We start from the raw sequence: 18173 nt of genomic DNA on the forward strand, positions 1-18173 counted from the left end.
GACTTCAACGACTCCACGCCCATGCAAACCAGCCTCCCGCGCCAGATCGGCACCTTCGTCAAGACCGGCGCGCCGCAGATCATCGAGATCCTCGGCGGCGCCGGCCTCCACTTCGCCGTGATCGACGCCGAGCACGCGCCCTTCGATCGCGCCACGCTCGACATCATGGTGATCGCCGCGCGCTCGGTGGCGCTGCCGCTGTTCGTCAGGATTGCCGACATGCAGCCGGCCACCGTGCAGTCCGCGCTCGATCTCGGCGTGTCGGGCCTGCTGGTGCCGCATGTCGATTCGGCCGAGCACGCGCGGCGCCTGGTGGCGCGCACGCGCTTCCTCGACGGCGAGCGCGGTTATTCGAGTTCGCCGCGCTTCGCCGGCTACGGCGCGATGGGCATGAAGCGTGCGGTCGAGGCCGGCAACGGCACCACGGTGATCTGCCAGATCGAGAGCCGCGCCGGCTGCGCGGCGGCCGCCGAGATCGCCGCGGTGGACGGCGTGGCGGGGCTGTTCGTCGGCCGCGCCGATCTCGCGCTGTCCTTCGGGCTCGCCGATGCGCGCGCGCCCGAGGTGATGCAGGCCACCGTCGAGGTGCTCGACATCGCGCGCCGCGCCGGCAAGATCGGCGGCGTCGCGATCGGCGAGAGCCAGGAATGCGGCGAGTTCGAGCCGATGGGCGCGAGCTGGTTCGTGGTCGGCTCGGACCAGGCGCTGCTGCGCCGTGGCGCGCTCGCGATGATGGCCTGACACGGCAGCCGCAGGCCGGGACGCCGCCGGCCGGCAAAGCTGGGATAATCCGCCTGGATCAGACGCGATCGCGCCGGCCCTCGCCGAGCGCCGATACGAACCAGAAACAAGATCGGAGACAGACCGGAACCCCAAGATGGCGGAACGCGATTCGTCGATCCGCGCGGTCGAGCGGGCCATTGCCCTGCTGCGCGCGCTCAACCAGATGCCGGTCTCGACGCTCGACGGCCTGCATCAGTCCACCACCCTGCCCAAGCCGACCCTGGTGCGGCTGCTGCGCACCTTCGAGGAACTGGGCCTGGTCGCGCGCGGCGCGCGCCCCGGCGAATACCGCCTGCTCGACGGCGTCAACGCGCTGAACTCGGGTTATCACCACGTGCCGCGCGTGGTCGAGATCGCCGGGCCGCTGGTGCGCGCGCTGACCGAGGAAATCAAATGGCCGATCGCCCTGGGCATGCTCGACGTCGATGCGCTGGTGGTGCGCCACAGCACCATTCCCTATTCGCCGCTGTCGCTGCTGCACTCATCGATCAACATGCGGCTGAGCCTGGTGTCGCGCGCGCTCGGGCGTGCCTACCTGGCGTTCTGCTCGCCGGAGGAACAGGAGATGCTGCTGGAGATCGTGCGCCAGAGCCATCATCCCGAGGATCGTCTCGCCCACGACCGCGAGGCCGTGCAGGCGATGCTGGAGCAAACGCGCCAGCGCGGCTACGGCCTGCGCGACGCCACCGTGCGACCCGTGTCGGGCACGCTCGCGGTGCCGGTGATCGCGAAGGATTTCGTGGTGGCCTCGATCGGGCTGACCTGGTTCTCGTCCGCGCTGACGGTCGACAAGGTGGTCGAGCGTTATCTGCATCGCCTGCAGGACGTCTCGCGGCGCATCTCCGAGCAGTTGTAGCGCGCCGGAGCCGGCACGCGCATCGCGGCGGCGCCGCCCTCGTCCGTGCCCGCGCATCCATCGCCGCTGTAACGACAGGGGCCGCTCGCCTTTTGGCGCAATTCGCACAATTCGCACTCGCGACTATTCCATTGTTTGCCAAACCCGGCATCTAAATTCGAGTCTTCACGCTTTTTCCCGGGATGGGCCGCGCGTAGATTACAAGGCACTCCGGTGCGTCGCCGTCCTGGCGGCGACCGGTCCACACTAGGTGAGGAACAGCATGGCCAAGCTCGAAGGAAAGGTCGCACTCGTCACGGGTGCCTCGAAGGGAATCGGCGCGGCAATCGCCAAGGCGCTCGCCGCCGAGGGCGCATCCGTGGTGGTCGGTTACGCCAGCAGCAAGTCGGGCGCGGAAGCCGTGGCCGCCGAGATCCGCGAAGCCGGCGGACGCGCGGTGGCGGTGGGCGGCGACGTGTCGAAGGCGGCCGATGCCGCCAAGCTGGTGCAGGCCGCGATCGACGAATTCGGCGCGCTGCATACCGTCGTCAACAACTCGGGCGTGTATGCCTTCTCGGCGCTGGAAGACATCACCGAGGACGATTTCCATCGTCAGTTCAATACCAACGTGCTGGGCCTGCTGCTGGTCACGCAGGCCGCCTCGAAGCACCTGGGCGAAGGCGCGAGCGTGATCAACATCAGCTCGGCGGCGACGCGGATCACCCCCGCCACCACCGCCGTCTATACCGGCACCAAGGGCGCGGTGGATGCGATCACCAACGTGCTGGCGCTGGAGCTCGCGCCGCGCAAGATCCGCGTCAACGCGATCAACCCCGGTTATGTCGAGACGGAAGGCACGCACGCGGCCGGCATCGCGGGCTCCGAGATGGAAGCGCAGTTCGTGGCGCAAACGCCGCTGGGCCGCGCCGGCCAACCCGACGACATCGCCGGCGTGGCCGTGTTCCTGGCCTCGGACGACGCGCGCTGGATCAGCGGCGAGCATCTGCTCGCGGCCGGCGGCCTGCGCTGAGATCGGCCGGCGCGCCTCGGGCCCTGGACGGCAGGCCCGAGGCGCGCCGGATCGGACTCCATCGACGCATCACAAGGCCGGGGCAAGCCCCCGGCTGTACCGGTTGCGCTGCCCACCGCGACCGGAACCAGGCGCGCTACCGGCTCGCCTGATCTTCCAGGCCGCCATTCGCGGCGATTCCCGCATTTCATCCCCCACGCGACGCGCCGCATCCTTTCAACCGGCTTTCTCTCTCCTCCCTGCCTCGCGCGTTCCTGGCGCACGCCGCGCCGCCGCGAGCCTGCGCGCCATCGTCCCATCCGCCGCGCTCCCGACGCGCCGCGCCTCGCCGTCCCGACTTCCCGCCATCAAGTTTTCGCGCGCCGCGCCGTAGACGCTATGAGCGGGTGCCGTCGCCCCCCCTCGATTCCCCGTACCCGATTACCGCAACCGCCTCCCGATTCGCGCAGCCCGCCCTCTCCTCCCAAGGCCATGATGTCCTCACTCCGAAGCCGCATCCTGATCATCTCCTCCGCCACCGTGATCGGCGCGCTCGCGCTGTCGGGCGCCGCCGCCTACTTCACGGTGCGCGCCAACACGATGGAAACCATCGCGCAGAACCTGGACGCGATCGCCGGCGCCAACACGCTGGCGATCGACAAGTGGGTGGAGGCCAAGGCGCAGGCGGTCAAGGCCTCGGCCGAGGACGTCGAGCACGGCGATCCGCAAGGTTTCGTCAAGCACATGGGCCGCGCCAGCGGCTTCCCGATCACCACGGTCGGCTGGAGCGACAAGAGCTTTTTCTCGACCACCAGCACCGCGCCGGGCTACGACCCGACCGCGCGCCCCTGGTACAAGGCCGCGCTGGCCGCGGGCACGCTGGTGGTCACCAAGCCCTATGGCGACTCCTCGACGGGTGCGCCCTACGTGTCGTTCTCCGCGCCGATGATGCGCAACGGCGCGGCCGACGGCGTGGTCAGCGGCGCGGTGCCGCTCGAGGGCGTGCGCGAGGTGGTGTCCACCGTGCATCCGACGCCCGCCAGCCTGGCCTTCGTGGTGACGCGCGACGGCCAGGTCATCGCGCACCCGGACGCCAAGCTCGCGCTCAAGCCCGCCACCGATATCGCCGAGGCGCTCACGCCCGCCGCGCTCGCCTCGCTGGCCCAGGCCGGCGCGCCGATGGAGATCGCGCTGGGCGGCGTGGTGAAGCTGCTCAAGGCCCAGCCGGTGGCCGGCACCGACTGGTACCTGGTGATCGCGCTCGACAAGGCCGAGGCCACCGCGGGACTGAGCCGGGTGCTGCGCACGCTGGGCGTGGCGATGCTGCTGCTGACGCTGGCCGCGGTCGGCCTCGCGGCCTTCTTCACCTCGAACTCGTTCCGCAGCCTGTCGCGGGTGCGCGACGCGATGGACACCATCGGCTCGGGCGGCGGCGACCTCACGCATCGCCTGCCGGTGGCCGGCCGCGATGAGGTGGCGCAGATCTCGGCCTCCTTCAATGCCTTCGTCGACAAGATCAGCGCGGTGCTGCACGACGTGAAGTCCGGCGTGGACAGCATGAAGCTGGCCACCGACGAAATCGAAATGGGCAATCGCGACCTGTCGCAACGCACCGAGACTTCGGCCAGCAACCTGCAACACACCTCGGCCGCACTCACCGAACTGACCGCGAGCGTGAAGCAGTCGGCGGAATCGGCGATGGAAGCCTCGCGGCTCGCGACCTCGGCCAGCGAGGCGGCGGCGCGCGGCGGCGCGGTGGTGACCAGCGCGGTCAGCACGATGGACGAGATCGCCCGCGCCTCGGCACGCATCACCGAGATCATCGGCGTGATCGACGGCATCGCCTTCCAGACCAATATCCTGGCGCTGAACGCGGCGGTGGAGGCGGCGCGCGCCGGCGAGCACGGCCGCGGCTTCGCGGTGGTGGCGGGCGAGGTGCGCACGCTCGCCCAGCGCTGCGCGACGGCCGCGCGCGAGATCAAGGACCTGATCCAGTCCTCGGAAGCCAGCGTCGATACCGGCGCGCAACGCGTGCAGGCGGCCGGCGCGGCGATGCGCGAGATCGTCGAGGGCATCGAGCGCGTCAATCGCGTGATCGGCGAGATCGACGGCGCGATGAACGAGCAGAGCACCGGCATCAGCCAGATCGATCGCAGCGTCGCCGAGATGGACCAGGCCACGCAGCAGAACGCGGCGCTGGTCGAGCAGTCGACCGCCGCCTCGGCGACGCTCAACGAACAGGCGCATGGCCTGTCGGGGATCGTGGGGCTGTTCCGGTTGCGGCAAGCGGCGGCGGCCTGAACGAAGCGCACGGCGCGACGGCGCCGCCGTGCTCATCAAGCATCGATCGGCGCGCGCGCGAGCGCTCATCGCTCGAAATACGAATCGTCGAGCAGCATGTCCTCGAAGAACGCGCCGAAGCGACGGTCCTTGTCGCGGATATGGATCTCGAGAACCCACAGCTGCTGCGAGGGACGAAATTCGATGCCGGACAAGGGCACGTTGACGATGGCCTTGTGCGGAAAATCGGCGATGCGATGCCCCGGCAAGTCGAAGTTCAGCTCCCAGCCACGCCGCTCTGTACTGGCTTTCGCGAACTCGTAGAGCTGCCTGCCGGTCGCGCCGGTGCTCAGCCAGTGGCGGCGCACTTCGTGGAAGATCGCCTTGACGTCCTCGGCGCAGCGCGCCATCTCCCGGTTCGAGCCGGTCACGAAGGTGTCGCCGCCGTCGCCCTCCCAGTGCTGCCAGCAAGGCCCGATGTCGACCAGGAAGATGTCGTCCTCGCCCAGCACGCGGTGCGGGTCGGCCGGCGCGCCGCCGATCTGCACGGTGTTGCTGCCGAAACGGACGTACACGTCGTGCCAGCCTCGCAGCAGCCCCATGTCGGCCAGGATGTCCTTGGCGGTCTCGATCGCCTCGGATTCGGCCATGCCCGGTTGCATGGCGGCGGCGATCGCCTCGACGGCGGCGCGCGTGTGCTCGCGCGCGATCAGCATCTGGGCGGCGTCGTAATGCGGGCCCACGGCCTCGAGCGGATTGTCGTGCGGGTTCATGAGCGATTCGTCTTGCATGGTCTTCCTGGTCAAAAGTCTTTCGGGGGTATGGTCAGCCGCAGGCCTTCGTGCTCGGCTCGCATGTCCAGTTGGCAGGAAAGCCGGTCGAATGGCCCGCTGGCGGCAAGCGCGCCGAGCAGGCGCTTCTCGGCTCTCGAGATCGGCGGCAGCCTCGGCAGGTCTGTCTCGTCGATCCTCACGCGGCAGGTGCCGCATGACTGGTTGCCGCCGCAGATGGCCTCCACGACGTGCTCGGCGGCGAGCGCCTGCATCAGCGACGCGCCGACCTGGCAGCGCAGGAATCGGCGCGTCCCGTCGGGCAGCGACACGGCAACCGTGATGCTCGCGTCAGGCGACGCGTCGATCACGGCGGCAGCCGCGGACGCCTCGAACGCATCGAAGAAGAACCTGTCCTCGGGCAGGCCACAGCGCGATACCAGTCGCTCGCGCGCCATTCGCACCATGGCCGGCGCCCCGCACGCGAACACATACGCGTCGTCGAGCGAAGGATGGGCGGCGGCCGCCACGTCCTGGACGAAACCCGTCGCGCCCTCCCAAGCCGGGCTCGCGGTACGCATGACCGGCACGAAATGGAAATGGCGGTACTCGCGCTCGAGCGAGCGCAAGACGTCGGCCGCGTAGAGATCGCCGGGCCGGTCGCCGCCCCAGTACAACCAGACTTCGTTGCGCACGGCCGTCGCGAGGTGCCTCTCGATCATCGCCTTGAGCGGCGCGATGCCGGTTCCGGTCGCCAGCAGGATCACTTTGGCATCCTGATCGGCCGGGACCCGCCAGATGCAATCGCCGTAGGGCCCGGACAACGCCAGCGTGCTGCCGACCCCGATCTGCTCGCGCAGCATGCGCGAAAACAGGCCGTGTTCATGCAGGCGGATGTGGAGTTCGATCCTGCCGTCGGCGCGGCAAGGCGAAGCCATCGAATAGGAACGATGCGCGTCCGTGCCCGGCAACGCGATGCTCAGGTATTGCCCTTCCTGATAGTGCAAGGGCGTGTCCACCGGGGACAAACCCAGGATCACGACGGATCCGCCTCGATGTTCGAGGCTCTGTACCAGCGCCTGCATTGAGCCTCCCATGTGGTCATGCTTCCATGGGGGTGACTATACGAATCGTCGGGGACGAGCTGAAGGACCACTTGCGGGCGCCGGAACTGGACCACTATGCCGCGAAGAACCGGCACGCTTCGGCCAGTCGCTCCTTGCCCTCGCGCGCCTATTGACCTTCAATACCACTTGAACGTTAAGGTCGAACCGCCATCAGCACCGACAAGCAGCGCTACTCGCACCAGAGACCACGCCGATGAACCAACAGCACAGCACGCCTGACTGGATGCTCTACGGAGCGAACGGTTATACGGGGGAAATGATCGCGCGCGAGGCGGCAAGACGCGGGCTCGGGCCGGTGCTGGCCGGCCGCAACCGCGACAAGGTCGAGTCGCTGGCCCGGGAGCTGGGCCTGGAGGCGCGCGTGTTCGACCTCGATCGCCCCGGGGAGGTGGCGCGGCAGGTCGACGGCCAGATGCTGGTGATGCACTGCGCCGGCCCGTTTTCGGCGACCGCGGCACCGATGATGGAGGCCTGCCTCGGCGCCGGGGCGCACTACCTCGACATTTCCGGCGAAATCGCCGTGTTCGAGCATGCCCGGTCGCTCGACGAACGCGCCCGGCAGGCCGGCATCACGATCTGCCCGGGCGTCGGCTTCGACGTGATTCCCACCGATTGCGTCGCGGCCGCGCTCAAGGCCGCCCTGCCGGATGCCACGCATCTCGCCCTCGGCTTCGATTCGAGTTCGAGCTTTTCGCCCGGCACCGCCAAGACCCTGATCGAGGGCATGCCGCAAGGCGGCAAGGTCCGTCGCGACGGGCGCATCGTGACGGTGCCGCTCGCCCATGGCGTGCGCCGGATCGACTTCGGCAATGGCGAGAAGAACGCCATGACCATTCCGTGGGGCGACGTGTCCACGGCCTACGCCACCACGGGCATTCCCAATATCGAGGTGTTCATCCCCGCCTCGCCCGGCATGGTCCTCGGCGCCCGGCTCGGCAACCTGGTCCGGCCGCTGCTGGGCCTGCGCGCCGTGCAGGACCTGCTCAAGGCCCGCATCGGCAGGACCGTCACCGGCCCGGATGCGCGGCGGCGCGCCGGACAGGCCACCTATGTCTGGGGGGAAGTGCGCAATGCGCGAGGCGAGTGCAGGACGGCGCGCGTGCGTACCGACCATGTGTACAGCCTCACCGTCAACGGCGCGCTGGCCGTGGTCGACCATCTGATGCGCACTCGCCCGGCCGGCGGCGCCTACACGCCGTCCAGGCTGATCGGGGCCGACCTGGTGAGCAGCCTGCCAGGCTCGGGGCCGCTGGAGATCGTATGAAACGCGCGTTCGTCTCGACCGACGACGGCATGCCGGCCGGCAGCGACCGACGTTTCGTACACTTGACTAACGAAACCGGCCGCCAACGCGATCACGCCGTCGCCAACCCACGACGGCAAGCGACACGCCCGAGATCACGGCAGCGAGCGACACGTAGTACGCAGGCGCGAGCACATCGCCGCTCGCGTGGATGAACACCTCCGCGATCGTCGGCGCGAAACCGCCGAACAGCGTCACGCCGAGGCTGTAGGCGATCGACAGCCCCGCCGATCGCACGCGCACGGGAAAGATCTCCGACATCAGGGCCGGCATCGGCCCCGAATACGCCGCCTTGAAGATGCCGGCCGCGGCCTGCAGCACGAGCAGCCAGCCCAGGGTGGGATGGCGCTGCAGCAGCGCGAACATCGGATAGGTGAGCGTGGCGAGCAGGATCGAGGTGGTCAGCATGATGCGCACGCGCCCGATGCGATCCGAGAGCGCGCCCATCACCGGCGAGAGCAGGAACTGCAGGCCGCCGTTGAGCACGACCACGCCGAACGAGCTCGCCGCCGCCATGTGAAGCTGCTTGACCGCGTACATCGGCATGTAGAGCTGCAGGATGTACACGCCGACCGTCGATTGCGCAACGATGCCGACCGCCAGCAGCAGGCTGCCCCATTGACGGCCGAGCCCCGGCGCCTTGCCTTCCGGCGCGGCCTGCATGGATTCAGCCCGCTGGTTGGCGAGGAATTCGGGCGTCTCGTCCAGGTGCGAGCGGATGTACCAGCCCACCGGCCCCAGCACCAGCCCGAAGCAGAACGGCAGGCGCCAGCCCCAGTCCTGGAGCTGCTCGGGCGGCAGCCACCAGGCCAGCAGCGAACCGAAGGCCGCCGCCAGGATCGCCGCCGCGCCCTGGCTCGCGAACTGCCAGCTGGCGAAGTAGCCGCGCCGGTTCGGGCTGTGCTCGACCATCAGCGCGGTCGCGCTGCCGAACTCGCCGCCCACCGCGAAACCCTGCACCAGGCGGGCGAGCAGGATCAGCAGCGGCGCCGCGATGCCGATCGACGCATAGGGCGGCATGACCGCCATCGCCAGCGTGCCGGCCATCATCAGCGCGATGGCCAGCGTGAGCGCCGCCTTGCGCCCGTGGCGATCGCCGTAGATGCCCAGCACGATCGCGCCCAGCGGCCGCATCAGGAAGGAGATGCCGAAGGTGCCGATGGCCAGCAGGGTCGACAGCCATTCGTCGTGCACGGGGAAGAACACCTTCGCGATGATCGGCGCGAAGTAGCCGTAGACGAGAAAATCGAACCACTCGAGCGCGTTGCCGATCGACGAGGAGAATACGATGCGACGCATCATGCTGCGGCTGAGCGGCACCTGCTCGGCCGATGTCCCGATATCCATGCCAGTCTTCCCCACTTTGCTTTGTTCTACTCATCGATGGCCGCGCGCCGCGAGCCGGGAACTCCGACTCGCGGCCAGGCGCCGGCCGACTAGAAACCCGCGGCGAGCCCGTCGCGTCGCGTATCGCTCGCGGCCACGTAGCCGCGTTCCGGATCCTCGCGATCGAGCTTCCAGATGAACTGGCCGGAGCCGAAGTCCATGTAGGGGTCGTCGATGCCCTTGATCTCGTGGCCGAGGCCCTGCAGGCCGCGTGCCGTCTGCGCGTCGAAGGTCGATTCGATGTCGAGCGTGAAATCGCGGTTGACCTTCCAGCGCGGCGCGTCGCAGGCGGCCTGCGGCTGCTGGCCGTAATCCAGCATGCGCACCACCGACTGCAGATGCCCTTGCGGTTGCATGTCGCCGCCCATCACCCCGAAGCTCATCACCGCCTCCTGGCGGCCGTTCACCTGCTGCGTGAGGAAGGCCGGGATGATGGTGTGGAACGGGCGCTTGCCGCCCGCCACCACGTTCGGCGAGGCCGGATCCATCGAGAAGCCGCAGCCGCGGTTCTGCAAGGCGATGCCGGTGCCGGGCACCACCACGCCCGAGCCGAAGCCCATGTAGTTCGACTGGATGAAGCTCACCATCATGCCGCGCTCGTCCACCGCGGACAGGTAGATCGTGCCGCCCGAGCGCGGCATGCCGAAGCCGAAGTGCGTGGCGCGCTTCGGGTCGATCAGCTTGGCGCGCTCCTTGAGGTAGGCGGCATCGAGCATCTGCTCGGGCGTGACCTCCATCGAGCGCGGATCGGCGACGTAGCGGTAGACATCGGCGAAGGCGAGCTTCATCGCCTCGATCTGCAGATGCTGCGATTCGAGGCTGTCGCGCGGCAACGCGCTCATGTCGAACTGCTCGAGGATGCCCAGCGCGATCAGCGCCGCGATGCCCTGCCCGTTCGGCGGGATCTCGTGGACCGTGTAGCCGCGATAGTCCTTGCCGATCGGCTCGACCCATTCCGGGCGATAGCCGCGCAGGTCGTCCAGCGTGAGCGCCGCGCCGCCCTCGCGCGCGAAGGCGGCGATGCGCTCGGCCAGCTCGCCTTCGTAGTAGTCGCGCGGCCCTTTTTCCGCGAGCCGGCGCAGGGTGGCCGCGTGGCCCGGGAAACAGACACGCTCGCTGACTTCCGGCGCGCGCCCGCGCGGCATGAAGGTTGCAGCGAACCCCGGCTGGTTATGCAGTTCGGGAATCGCGGCCTGCCACTTGCGCGTGACGATAGTCGCCACGGCATGGCCGCGCTCGGCGATCTCGATGGCCGGCTCCATCAGGTCCGCGAACGGCAGCGAACCGAACTTCGCATGCAGCGCTTCCCAGCCGGCGATCACGCCGGGCACGGTGACCGTGTCCCAGCCGCGCTTGGGCTGCTTCGCCAGCCCGTTTTCCTCGCCGTACTTGCGGCGGAAATAATCGACGCTCCAGGCCGCCGGCGCGGGGCCCGAGGCGTTCAGCCCGTGCAGCTTCGCGCCGTCCCAGACCAGCGAGAAGCAGTCGCTGCCCAGGCCGTTGGAGACCGGCTCGACCACGGTGATGGCCGCGGCCGCCGCGATCGCCGCGTCGACCGCGTTGCCGCCCTTCCAAAGCATGCGCAGCCCCGCCTGCGCCGCCAGCGGGTGCGAGGTCGAGACGATGTTGCGGGCGAACACCGGCAGGCGCGGTGTCGGATAGGGGTTCTGCCAGTCGAAGCTCGTCATGGAAGTTCGGATCCCGGTAATGAGGAAGGAGGCGGCACGCATGCCCACCTCGATACCTGGATTATCTTGAACGCGCGGGCAAAAAAATTTAATATTTTTTCTCGACACTTAAATTTAATTTACATGCTCACCTTACGCATGCTGCGCACCCTGCAGGCCGTGGCGCGCAGCGGTTCGTTCGCCACGGCGGCCGAGAAGACCGCGCTCACGCAGGCCGCCGTGAGCCTGCAGATGCGCGGGCTCGAGGAGGCGCTGGGCAAGTCGATCTTCGACCGCCGCGCGCGCCAGATCGCGCTCACGCGCGAAGGCCGGGAGATCTGCGCCAAGGTGGAGCACATCCTCGCCCTGATCGACGAGTTGCCCGCCAGCACGGGCGACACCATGCGCGGCTCGGTCACCATCGGCGCGGTGGTATCGGTGATCGGCGGGCTGTCGCTGGCCATCGCGCACCTGAAAAACGATCATCCGGAACTGGAGGTGCGGCTGACCTCGGCGCGCTCGAACGAGCTGGCGCACATGGTCGAGGATGGCGACGTGGATCTCGCCGTGGTGGTGGACAGCGCCGAGGGCGCGCTGCACGAGACGCTCGCCTGGACGCCGCTTTACGAGGAGCCGCTGATGCTGGTGACCAGCCGGGAGACGCCCGGCGACGACGCGCGCCGCATCCTGCGCGAGCGTGAATTCCTGCGCTTCGACCGGCGCGTGCCGACCGGCGTGGTGATCGACCGCGCGCTGGCCGAGCTAGGCATCGCGCCGCGCGAATACCTGGAGCTGAACTCGATCGAGACGATCGTCTCGCTGGTGCGCGGCAACGTGGGGGTAAGCGTGCTGCCGGTGCTGCGCGGCGGCAGGTGGCGCAGCGACCCGAACCTGCGGCTGGTGCCGCTGCCGGGGCGAACCTTCATCCGCTCGGTGAGCATGGTCCAGCGCAAGGCGAACCGGCAGACCCTGCTCACGCAGACGATCGCGGAGATGTTGCGCCGGTGAGCAGGATGCGCAAGCCGCGTCGGCGGCGGAACCAACCTGCCGGCTAGCGCTTCCCGACGATCGAGGGCTCACCCTCGCCCGGGGTTCCGGCGGGAACGGCTGCCTCCAGGATGGCCGGCACGACGTCCTCCACGCGCTCGGCAAGGATCGGCTGCAACAGGTGCCCGCTATGGATGAAGCCGGCTTCGCGCAAGTGGTCGAGCAAGGCAAGCAGCGGATTCCAGAAACCCTTGGTGTTGACGAGCACGATCGGCTTGCGATGGCGGCCGAGCTGGCTCCAGGTCATGATCTCCACGATCTCCTCGACCGTTCCGATGCCGCCCGGCAGTGCCACGAACGCATCCGAGCGCTCGAACATCCGGTGCTTGCGCTCGTGCATGGTGTCGGTGATCGTCAGGTCCTCGAACATCGTCAGCGATGCCTGGTTTGCCTCGCGGTCGATCAGGAAGCGCGGAATGACCGCGCCGACCTCCCCGCCGGCGTCGAGCGCACCACGCGCCACCGCGCCCATCAGGCCGGTGGTTCCGCCGCCGTAGACCAGCTTGAGCTTCGCCCGCGCCAATGCCCGCCCGAGCGCCTGGCTGGCCTCCATGAAGGCGGGATCGGCGCCGGGCGACGACCCGCAGTAGACACACACCGCTCGAACGCCCGTGTTCTCGCCTGGCTGCGAATTGACTTCCTTGTCTGCCATGTTCATTTCCAATCAGGATTGCGCGAGTCGCGATCGGGATTACTCGGGAATCGAGAGCCGATCGTGCAAGCGCCACCGGGCAGCACGCCCATAAATACGCTACGATGCGTAGCGTTTCGGGCGGAGATTACGCTACGCTCCGTAGCGATGTCAATCGAATGAATTGGGTGTCGATGGAGGCCCGCGGGCCCCGGCGACAAGGAGAATCGACAGGATGACGATGGAGAAAGGACGCGCGGGACGTGCCAGGAGCAACGCGACAACGGCTTCGGTGCAGGCGGCGGCGCTGCAGCTGGCGCGCGAACTGGGCCCGAGCCGCGTCACGATCGACGGGATCGCGACGGCCTCCGGCGTGGCCAAGACGACCATCTACCGGCGCTGGCCCAATGCCGCCGCGGTGATCATGGATGCCTTCCTCGCGGACATCCAGCCCCATATCGTCTACCCCCGGGGCTCGACGCCGCGCGAAACCTTCCGCAACGTGCTTCGCGATTTCGCGCGCGCGCTCGATCCCTCACGCCGCGAGTTGCTGCGCCACCTGATCGGCGCGGCGCAGTCGGACCCGGAGCTGGCGCGCGAATTCTGGGAGAAATGGATCGGGCCGCGACGCGAGGAAGGACGCAATGCCCTGAAGATGGCGGGCATGTCGCAGCAGGAAGAGGCGGTCATGATCGACCTGCTGTTTGGTGCCTTCTACTATCGATTGCTGATGCCCTATGCCGAGATCGACGACGCGTATATCGACCTGGTGGTGCGGATGGTGATTCCGGAAACGGCTTGATCGATCGGGCCTGGCCGCTCGGATGGGCTTGCAGGGGCAATGCAAGCCGCGACGGATCGCAGGCAAACAGGAGCCGCCGCCTGCGCACCTAGCGCGCAAGCAGCGGCGGGCTCGATCACCAGCGATGATGGACGTGCGGCGCGATCAGCTGATCGTAGATCCGCCGCGCCTGTTCCATGGTGTCCTCCGGCAGCGGGGCCAGCGCGCTCGCCTCGGCATTGCCCTTCGCCTGCGCGGCGTTCTTCGCGCCGGGGATGACGACCGACACGGCCCGCTCCATCAGGATCCAGCGCAGGGCGAACTGCGCCATCGTCGCGCCTTGCGGCACATGGGGGCGCAGCGCCTCGACGGCTTCCAGGGCAACCTCGTAAGGCACGCCGGAGAAGGTTTCGCCCACGTCGAAGGCTTCGCCGTGACGGTTGAAATTGCGGTGATCGTCGGCCGCGAAGCTCGACTGCGCCGTGAATTTGCCGGTCAGCATGCCGCTGGCCAGCGGCACGCGCACGATCATCGCGACATCGCGCGCGATCGCCTCGCGGAACAGCAACTGCGCCGGCCGCTGCCGGAACAGGTTGTAGATGAGCTGGACCGACACCAGGTTCGGATACTCGATCGCCTTCAAGGCCTCCTCGACGCGTTCGACCGACACGCCGTAATGGCGCAGCTTGCCGGCCGCGACGAGCTCGTCGAGCGCCTCGAACAGTTCAGGGCGGAAATAGGCGTCCGTCGGCGGGCAATGCAGTTGCAGCAGATCGAGCGTATCGACGCCGAGATTCTCGCGGCTGCGATCGATGAAGGCTTCGAGGTTGGCCTTCGTATAGCCCTCCAGCACATGCGGATTGAGCCGGCGCCCCGCCTTGGTCGCCACGATCGGACGCTGGCCTCCGCGCTCCTTCAATACCTCGCGAATGATCCGCTCCGAGCGGCCGTCGCCATAGACGTCGGCCGTATCGATGAAATCGACCCCGGCGTCGAGCGCCGCGTGCAGCGCCTGGCGCGCATCCGCGTCGGAGACGTCGCCCCATGCGCCGCCGATCGCCCAGGCACCGAAACCCACTTCCGAAACGTCCCAGCCGGTGCGGCCGAAACGGCGATGAGAAACCTGCATGACAACTCCGATAGGAATGAACGACGGATGGAGACAGGGTCGGGATGACCGCGCCGGCTTTCGTTCGCGATTCTGACACGCCGACTCATGAGTTGCGCTCAACGGCACGAGTGATGCCGGCGTCTTGCGCGAGGCGTGGCGGTTCGATCCCGGATCGCGGCGCGATGGAACGTGTTCGCCAATTGCCCTACTTCTTCGCCTGCATCGCCGCCAAGCCTGCGCCGAGTCTCTGGAGTAGGAGCCGCCATATCAGAATGACGTTTGACTTTCACGAACACGACTCATGTCTTCTCATTTCCTCAAGTCGAATCCGGTCTACAACCCCTATACCAGCCATCCGTCGCACGATCCGCAATCCGCCACGCAGCATGCGTCGCGAGGAACAGCGTCGCCGCGACCGTACTCGCGACGACCACCACGTCCACGCGGCGCGTGGTGGTGGTGACGTCGGCGAGGCTCGCGCACACGGCCGTCGCCATGGCCGCCTGGGCGGCGATCGCGCCGGCCGCCCAGCCGATCGACAGCTGCGCCAGCGCCAGACCCACGGTCAAGGTGACGCCGTTGACGACCCACGCCGGCACGTGGCTGACGATGAAGCACGGTTGCATGGGAACCTCCAGTCTTCACTGTAGGCCGCGCTCAGGCGCGCAGCAACTCAACCTGGCGCTGGGCCAGCAGCGGCAGGATGCGCTCGATCAGCAGCTCGCGGTAGTGCGGCGAGGCCCTGTGCGCCTCGACCGCCGCGGGGTCGCGGTAGCGCTCCAGCAGTAGGATCGCGGCCGGCTCGTCCACGCCGCAGAAGACCTCGTAGCCGAGGCAGCCGGGCTCGGCGAGCGACTGCCGGCGCAGCGCGGCCACGAGCACCAGTACGTCGGCCGACCGCCCCGGCAGCGCCTGCCAGCGCGCCACCACGGTAATCGCCGCCGGCGCGGCCATCATCGCGCCTCCTTCAGCGCCGCGACGATCGCCTCGCCCACCGCGGCGCCCGAGGCCGGGTTCTGGCCGGTGATCAGCCGGCCGTCGACCACGGCCTTGGCCTGCCACGGCGCGGCCGACGAATACTCGGCACCGGCGACGCGCAGCGCGTCCTCCAGCAGGAAGGGCACGTCGGCCTGGGCGTAGCCCGCCTCCTCGGCGTTGGAGAACGAGGTCAGGCGGCGGCCCTTGACCAGCGGCGTGCCGTCCTCAAGGTTCACACCCAGCAGCGCCACGGGACCGTGGCAGACGGCCGCGACGACCTTGCCGCCGTCCCAAGCGCGACGCACCGCGGCCTTCACGTCGGGATCCTTCGCGATGTCGACCATGGGGCCGAGGCCCCCGGGGAAGAAGACGGCGTCGTAATCCAGCACGTCCACCTCAGACAGCTTGCGGCTGTGCGCCATGCGGCGTATGGCGGCGCTGTGGCTGAAGGCGTGCTGCACGGGATCGCTGTCGTCGAAGCCGTCGAACGGCGGTTCGCCCCCCAGTGGCGACGCGAACTCCACCGCGATGCCGGCCGATTCCAGCACCTCCCACGGGTGCGCGACCTCGGGGTAGAAGTAGCCGGTGGCGCGCTTGTGCGGGCCGATCTCGGTGGCGTTTGTCAAAACAAACAGTACATGCTTGACGGTCATGATGGGCTCCTTGGTTGTCTGCCGCACGGTGCGGTGAGACATACTTTAGGGAGCCGAACGCCGTCGCGGTAGCCGCCGAGCGATTGACACATTGGCTCATGAATTTTTACAATTCGCCGATGGAACCCACCACCACCGTCCTCGATGACCTGCGCGGGATGGCGATCTTCGCCACCGTCGTGCGCAGCGGCAGCTTTGCCGCGGCGGCCCGCTCGCTCGGGCTCACGCGCGCCGTGGTGAGCCACCATGTCCGCGTGCTCGAGTCGCGCCTGGGCGTGCCGCTGGCGCAGCGCAGCACGCGCAGCTTCAGCCTCACGCCGGCTGGCCAGGCGTTCCGCGTTCACTGCGAGCGCCTGCTGGACGAGGCCGTTGACGGCATCCGCGGCATGGAGCTGCTGCGCGATGAGCCGCGCGGCGAGGTGCGGCTCACCTGCTCGCACCACTTCGGCACCAAGCGCATCCTGCCGGCGCTGGTGGGCTTTCGCCGCCGCTACCCCGCCGTGCGCCTGCACGTGGCGATGTCGGACGCCAACGTCGACATCGTCCGGCATGGCGTCGAGCTGGCGGTGCGCGCCGGGCCGCTGGCCGACTCCGCGCTGCACGCGCGCCCGCTGCTGCGCGAGGCCACGATGCTGTGCGCGGCGCCCGCCTACCTGCGCCGCCACGGCGCGCCGGCGTCAGCGGACGATCTGGCCTCGCACCGCTGGGTGGTTTACCCGCCGGGCCAGCGCGCGACGCGGGTGCGCGTCGCCGGCCGCGATGTCGACGTCCCAATTCAGGGGGACGTCGTCACCGACAGCGCCGCGTCACGCCTGGCCTTCGTGCTGGCCGGCGACGGCATCGCGCGCCTGCCTGCCTACGACGCGGCGTCGCTGATCGCAACGGGCGAGCTGGTGCGTGTGCTGCCCGAGGCACAGACGGCGCCGCTGGAGATCTTCCTCGTGCACTCGAAGCGCATCGGGCCCAGCGCCCGGCTGTTGCGCGACTTCCTGATGGAGACCTCGCGCGTCGACGGCTGGTCGACGGCCTGAGCGGCGTGCCCCACCGCACGACGTTCCGTCACAGATCTTCGTGCCAGCGTTGAGGGCAATGGTGTTCCCTTTGACCTGCTGTCAGTGCGCGTGCGGCTGCAGTCGAGGCGCGACCAGATCGCAGTTCGTCAGGTAGCGAGCGATCTCTGTGCAATGCTGCGGCGTGAGTGCCTGCCGTGGCGCCTCGCGCTCTGTGCCCTCGGGAAGCATGTCGAGCGCTTGCCCCGCAACCTCGCGGTCAGCGTAGACGCCCTGCCGGCACCAATGTTCTGGTTTCACTCCGATTACCACTGGCACCGCGAATGGTGTCGAGAACATTCCCTAAGCAGCAAACAAAACCCGCCGGAGCGTGATTTTTCGAACATGTTGCGCTCGCAACCAATTGGGTATGGAGGGAACTAACGAATTTTTGTGCCGCGCACACCAATAAGTCCATCTAAATACACTAGATTTTACGTCCCAAAGACCAAGGAGCGACTGCCCCTTAGTCTTCGGCACATCCAGCCAAGCTTGCCGCGCTTACTTTTGCTTGGCAACCGACCGCTTGTGAGAGTTCAACTTGGACTGCCCAGAGCACACTAGACACCCCCGACCCTCACGCCGCGGCCTGTTCAAAGGCCTCGGGACTCAGGCCGCCAAGATGACTATGGCGACGGGTTCGATTGTAAAAGACCTCGATGTAGTCGAAGACGTCGGCACGCGCCATATCCCGGGTTTTATAGATACGTTTGCGGATTCGCTCTTTCTTCAGGCTGCTGAAAAAGGATTCCGCCACGGCGTT

17 protein-coding genes and 1 pseudogene are annotated in these 18173 nt (G+C 68.1%); 8 read left to right on the forward strand and 10 right to left on the reverse strand.

The genetic code is table 11. The features are described 5' to 3' along the window. Positions 1 to 21 precede the first annotated feature (21 nt). From BM43_RS36260 to BM43_RS36275, 4 genes are all read left to right on the forward strand, one after another. Positions 22 to 741 (forward strand): HpcH/HpaI aldolase family protein, encoded by a 720-nt coding sequence (locus BM43_RS36260; RefSeq protein WP_036053295.1) that lies wholly within the window; start codon positions 22 to 24, stop codon positions 739 to 741. Positions 742 to 877: 136 nt separating this feature from the next. Next, positions 878 to 1639, forward strand: coding sequence for a DNA-binding transcriptional regulator (locus BM43_RS36265; protein ID WP_036050775.1), 762 nt, complete (start codon positions 878 to 880; stop codon positions 1637 to 1639). 262 nt (positions 1640 to 1901) lie between these two features. Further along, on the forward strand, positions 1902 to 2648 hold the full coding sequence (locus tag BM43_RS36270; RefSeq protein WP_017920763.1) for a glucose 1-dehydrogenase: 747 nt from the start codon (positions 1902 to 1904) through the stop codon (positions 2646 to 2648). Between the two features lie 474 nt (positions 2649 to 3122). After that, a complete protein-coding gene (locus tag BM43_RS36275; protein ID WP_080741917.1) occupies positions 3123 to 4928 on the forward strand; it encodes a methyl-accepting chemotaxis protein in 1806 nt (601 codons plus the stop codon). Between the two features lie 65 nt (positions 4929 to 4993). On the opposite strand, the gene BM43_RS36280 is transcribed toward BM43_RS36275, so the two are convergent. Both BM43_RS36280 and BM43_RS37755 read right to left on the reverse strand, forming a co-directional pair. Further along, a complete protein-coding gene (locus tag BM43_RS36280) occupies positions 4994 to 5680 on the reverse strand; it encodes a M24 family metallopeptidase (RefSeq protein WP_036053292.1) in 687 nt (228 codons plus the stop codon). Positions 5681 to 5709: 29 nt separating this feature from the next. Further along, complete coding sequence (locus BM43_RS37755; protein ID WP_052409049.1) at positions 5710 to 6762, reverse strand: FAD-binding oxidoreductase; 1053 nt, start codon at positions 6760 to 6762, stop codon at positions 5710 to 5712. A 235-nt stretch (positions 6763 to 6997) separates the two neighbouring features. On the opposite strand from BM43_RS37755, the gene BM43_RS36290 reads away from it, so the two are divergent. Continuing rightward, positions 6998 to 8068, forward strand: coding sequence for a saccharopine dehydrogenase family protein (locus BM43_RS36290; protein WP_036050768.1), 1071 nt, complete (start codon positions 6998 to 7000; stop codon positions 8066 to 8068). A 66-nt stretch (positions 8069 to 8134) separates the two neighbouring features. On the opposite strand, the gene BM43_RS36295 is transcribed toward BM43_RS36290, so the two are convergent. Both BM43_RS36295 and BM43_RS36300 read right to left on the reverse strand, forming a co-directional pair. Next, positions 8135 to 9454, reverse strand: a complete 1320-nt coding sequence (locus BM43_RS36295) for an MFS transporter (protein WP_036050765.1) — start codon at positions 9452 to 9454, stop codon at positions 8135 to 8137. An 89-nt stretch (positions 9455 to 9543) separates the two neighbouring features. Next, positions 9544 to 11181 carry a gamma-glutamyltransferase family protein gene (locus BM43_RS36300; RefSeq protein WP_013698587.1) on the reverse strand — a complete coding sequence of 546 codons (1638 nt, stop codon included), beginning with the start codon at positions 11179 to 11181 and terminating at the stop codon, positions 9544 to 9546. Positions 11182 to 11304: 123 nt separating this feature from the next. On the opposite strand from BM43_RS36300, the gene BM43_RS36305 reads away from it, so the two are divergent. Next, on the forward strand, positions 11305 to 12168 hold the full coding sequence (locus BM43_RS36305) for a LysR substrate-binding domain-containing protein (RefSeq protein ID WP_013698588.1): 864 nt from the start codon (positions 11305 to 11307) through the stop codon (positions 12166 to 12168). Positions 12169 to 12211: 43 nt separating this feature from the next. Here BM43_RS36305 and BM43_RS36310 read toward each other — a convergent pair whose 3' ends face one another. Further along, complete coding sequence (locus tag BM43_RS36310) at positions 12212 to 12865, reverse strand: LOG family protein (protein ID WP_230676327.1); 654 nt, start codon at positions 12863 to 12865, stop codon at positions 12212 to 12214. A gap of 208 nt (positions 12866 to 13073) precedes the next feature. Between BM43_RS36310 and BM43_RS36315 the strand changes: the two genes are divergently transcribed. Then, the gene (locus tag BM43_RS36315; RefSeq protein WP_036050762.1) at positions 13074 to 13640 is read left to right on the forward strand and encodes a TetR/AcrR family transcriptional regulator; all 567 of its coding nucleotides are present in this window, start codon (positions 13074 to 13076) and stop codon (positions 13638 to 13640) included. A gap of 115 nt (positions 13641 to 13755) precedes the next feature. On the opposite strand, the gene BM43_RS36320 is transcribed toward BM43_RS36315, so the two are convergent. The 4 genes from BM43_RS36320 to BM43_RS36335 all read right to left on the reverse strand — a co-directional run bounded on the left by BM43_RS36320 (position 13756) and on the right by BM43_RS36335 (position 16361). Further along, complete coding sequence (locus BM43_RS36320) at positions 13756 to 14748, reverse strand: aldo/keto reductase (RefSeq protein WP_036050759.1); 993 nt, start codon at positions 14746 to 14748, stop codon at positions 13756 to 13758. 299 nt (positions 14749 to 15047) lie between these two features. Continuing rightward, entirely contained in the window at positions 15048 to 15356 is a 309-nt protein-coding gene (locus BM43_RS36325) for a hypothetical protein (protein WP_036050756.1), read from the reverse strand. 31 nt (positions 15357 to 15387) lie between these two features. Further along, complete coding sequence (locus BM43_RS36330; RefSeq protein ID WP_088555467.1) at positions 15388 to 15687, reverse strand: putative quinol monooxygenase; 300 nt, start codon at positions 15685 to 15687, stop codon at positions 15388 to 15390. Further along, on the reverse strand, positions 15684 to 16361 hold the full coding sequence (locus BM43_RS36335) for a type 1 glutamine amidotransferase domain-containing protein (protein ID WP_036050751.1): 678 nt from the start codon (positions 16359 to 16361) through the stop codon (positions 15684 to 15686). The genes BM43_RS36330 and BM43_RS36335 overlap by 4 nt, the downstream gene beginning before the upstream one ends. 119 nt (positions 16362 to 16480) lie before the next feature. On the opposite strand from BM43_RS36335, the gene BM43_RS36340 reads away from it, so the two are divergent. Continuing rightward, positions 16481 to 17392, forward strand: coding sequence for a LysR family transcriptional regulator (locus tag BM43_RS36340; RefSeq protein ID WP_036053284.1), 912 nt, complete (start codon positions 16481 to 16483; stop codon positions 17390 to 17392). Positions 17393 to 17987: 595 nt separating this feature from the next. Here BM43_RS36340 and BM43_RS39720 read toward each other — a convergent pair. Next, positions 17988 to 18173 (reverse strand): annotated as a pseudogene (locus tag BM43_RS39720) (IS3 family transposase); the annotation flags it as partial.

Origin of the sequence: Burkholderia gladioli (genome assembly GCF_000959725.1) — a bacterium.
In the GTDB taxonomy this organism is placed as follows: Bacteria; Pseudomonadota; Gammaproteobacteria; order Burkholderiales; family Burkholderiaceae; genus Burkholderia; species Burkholderia gladioli.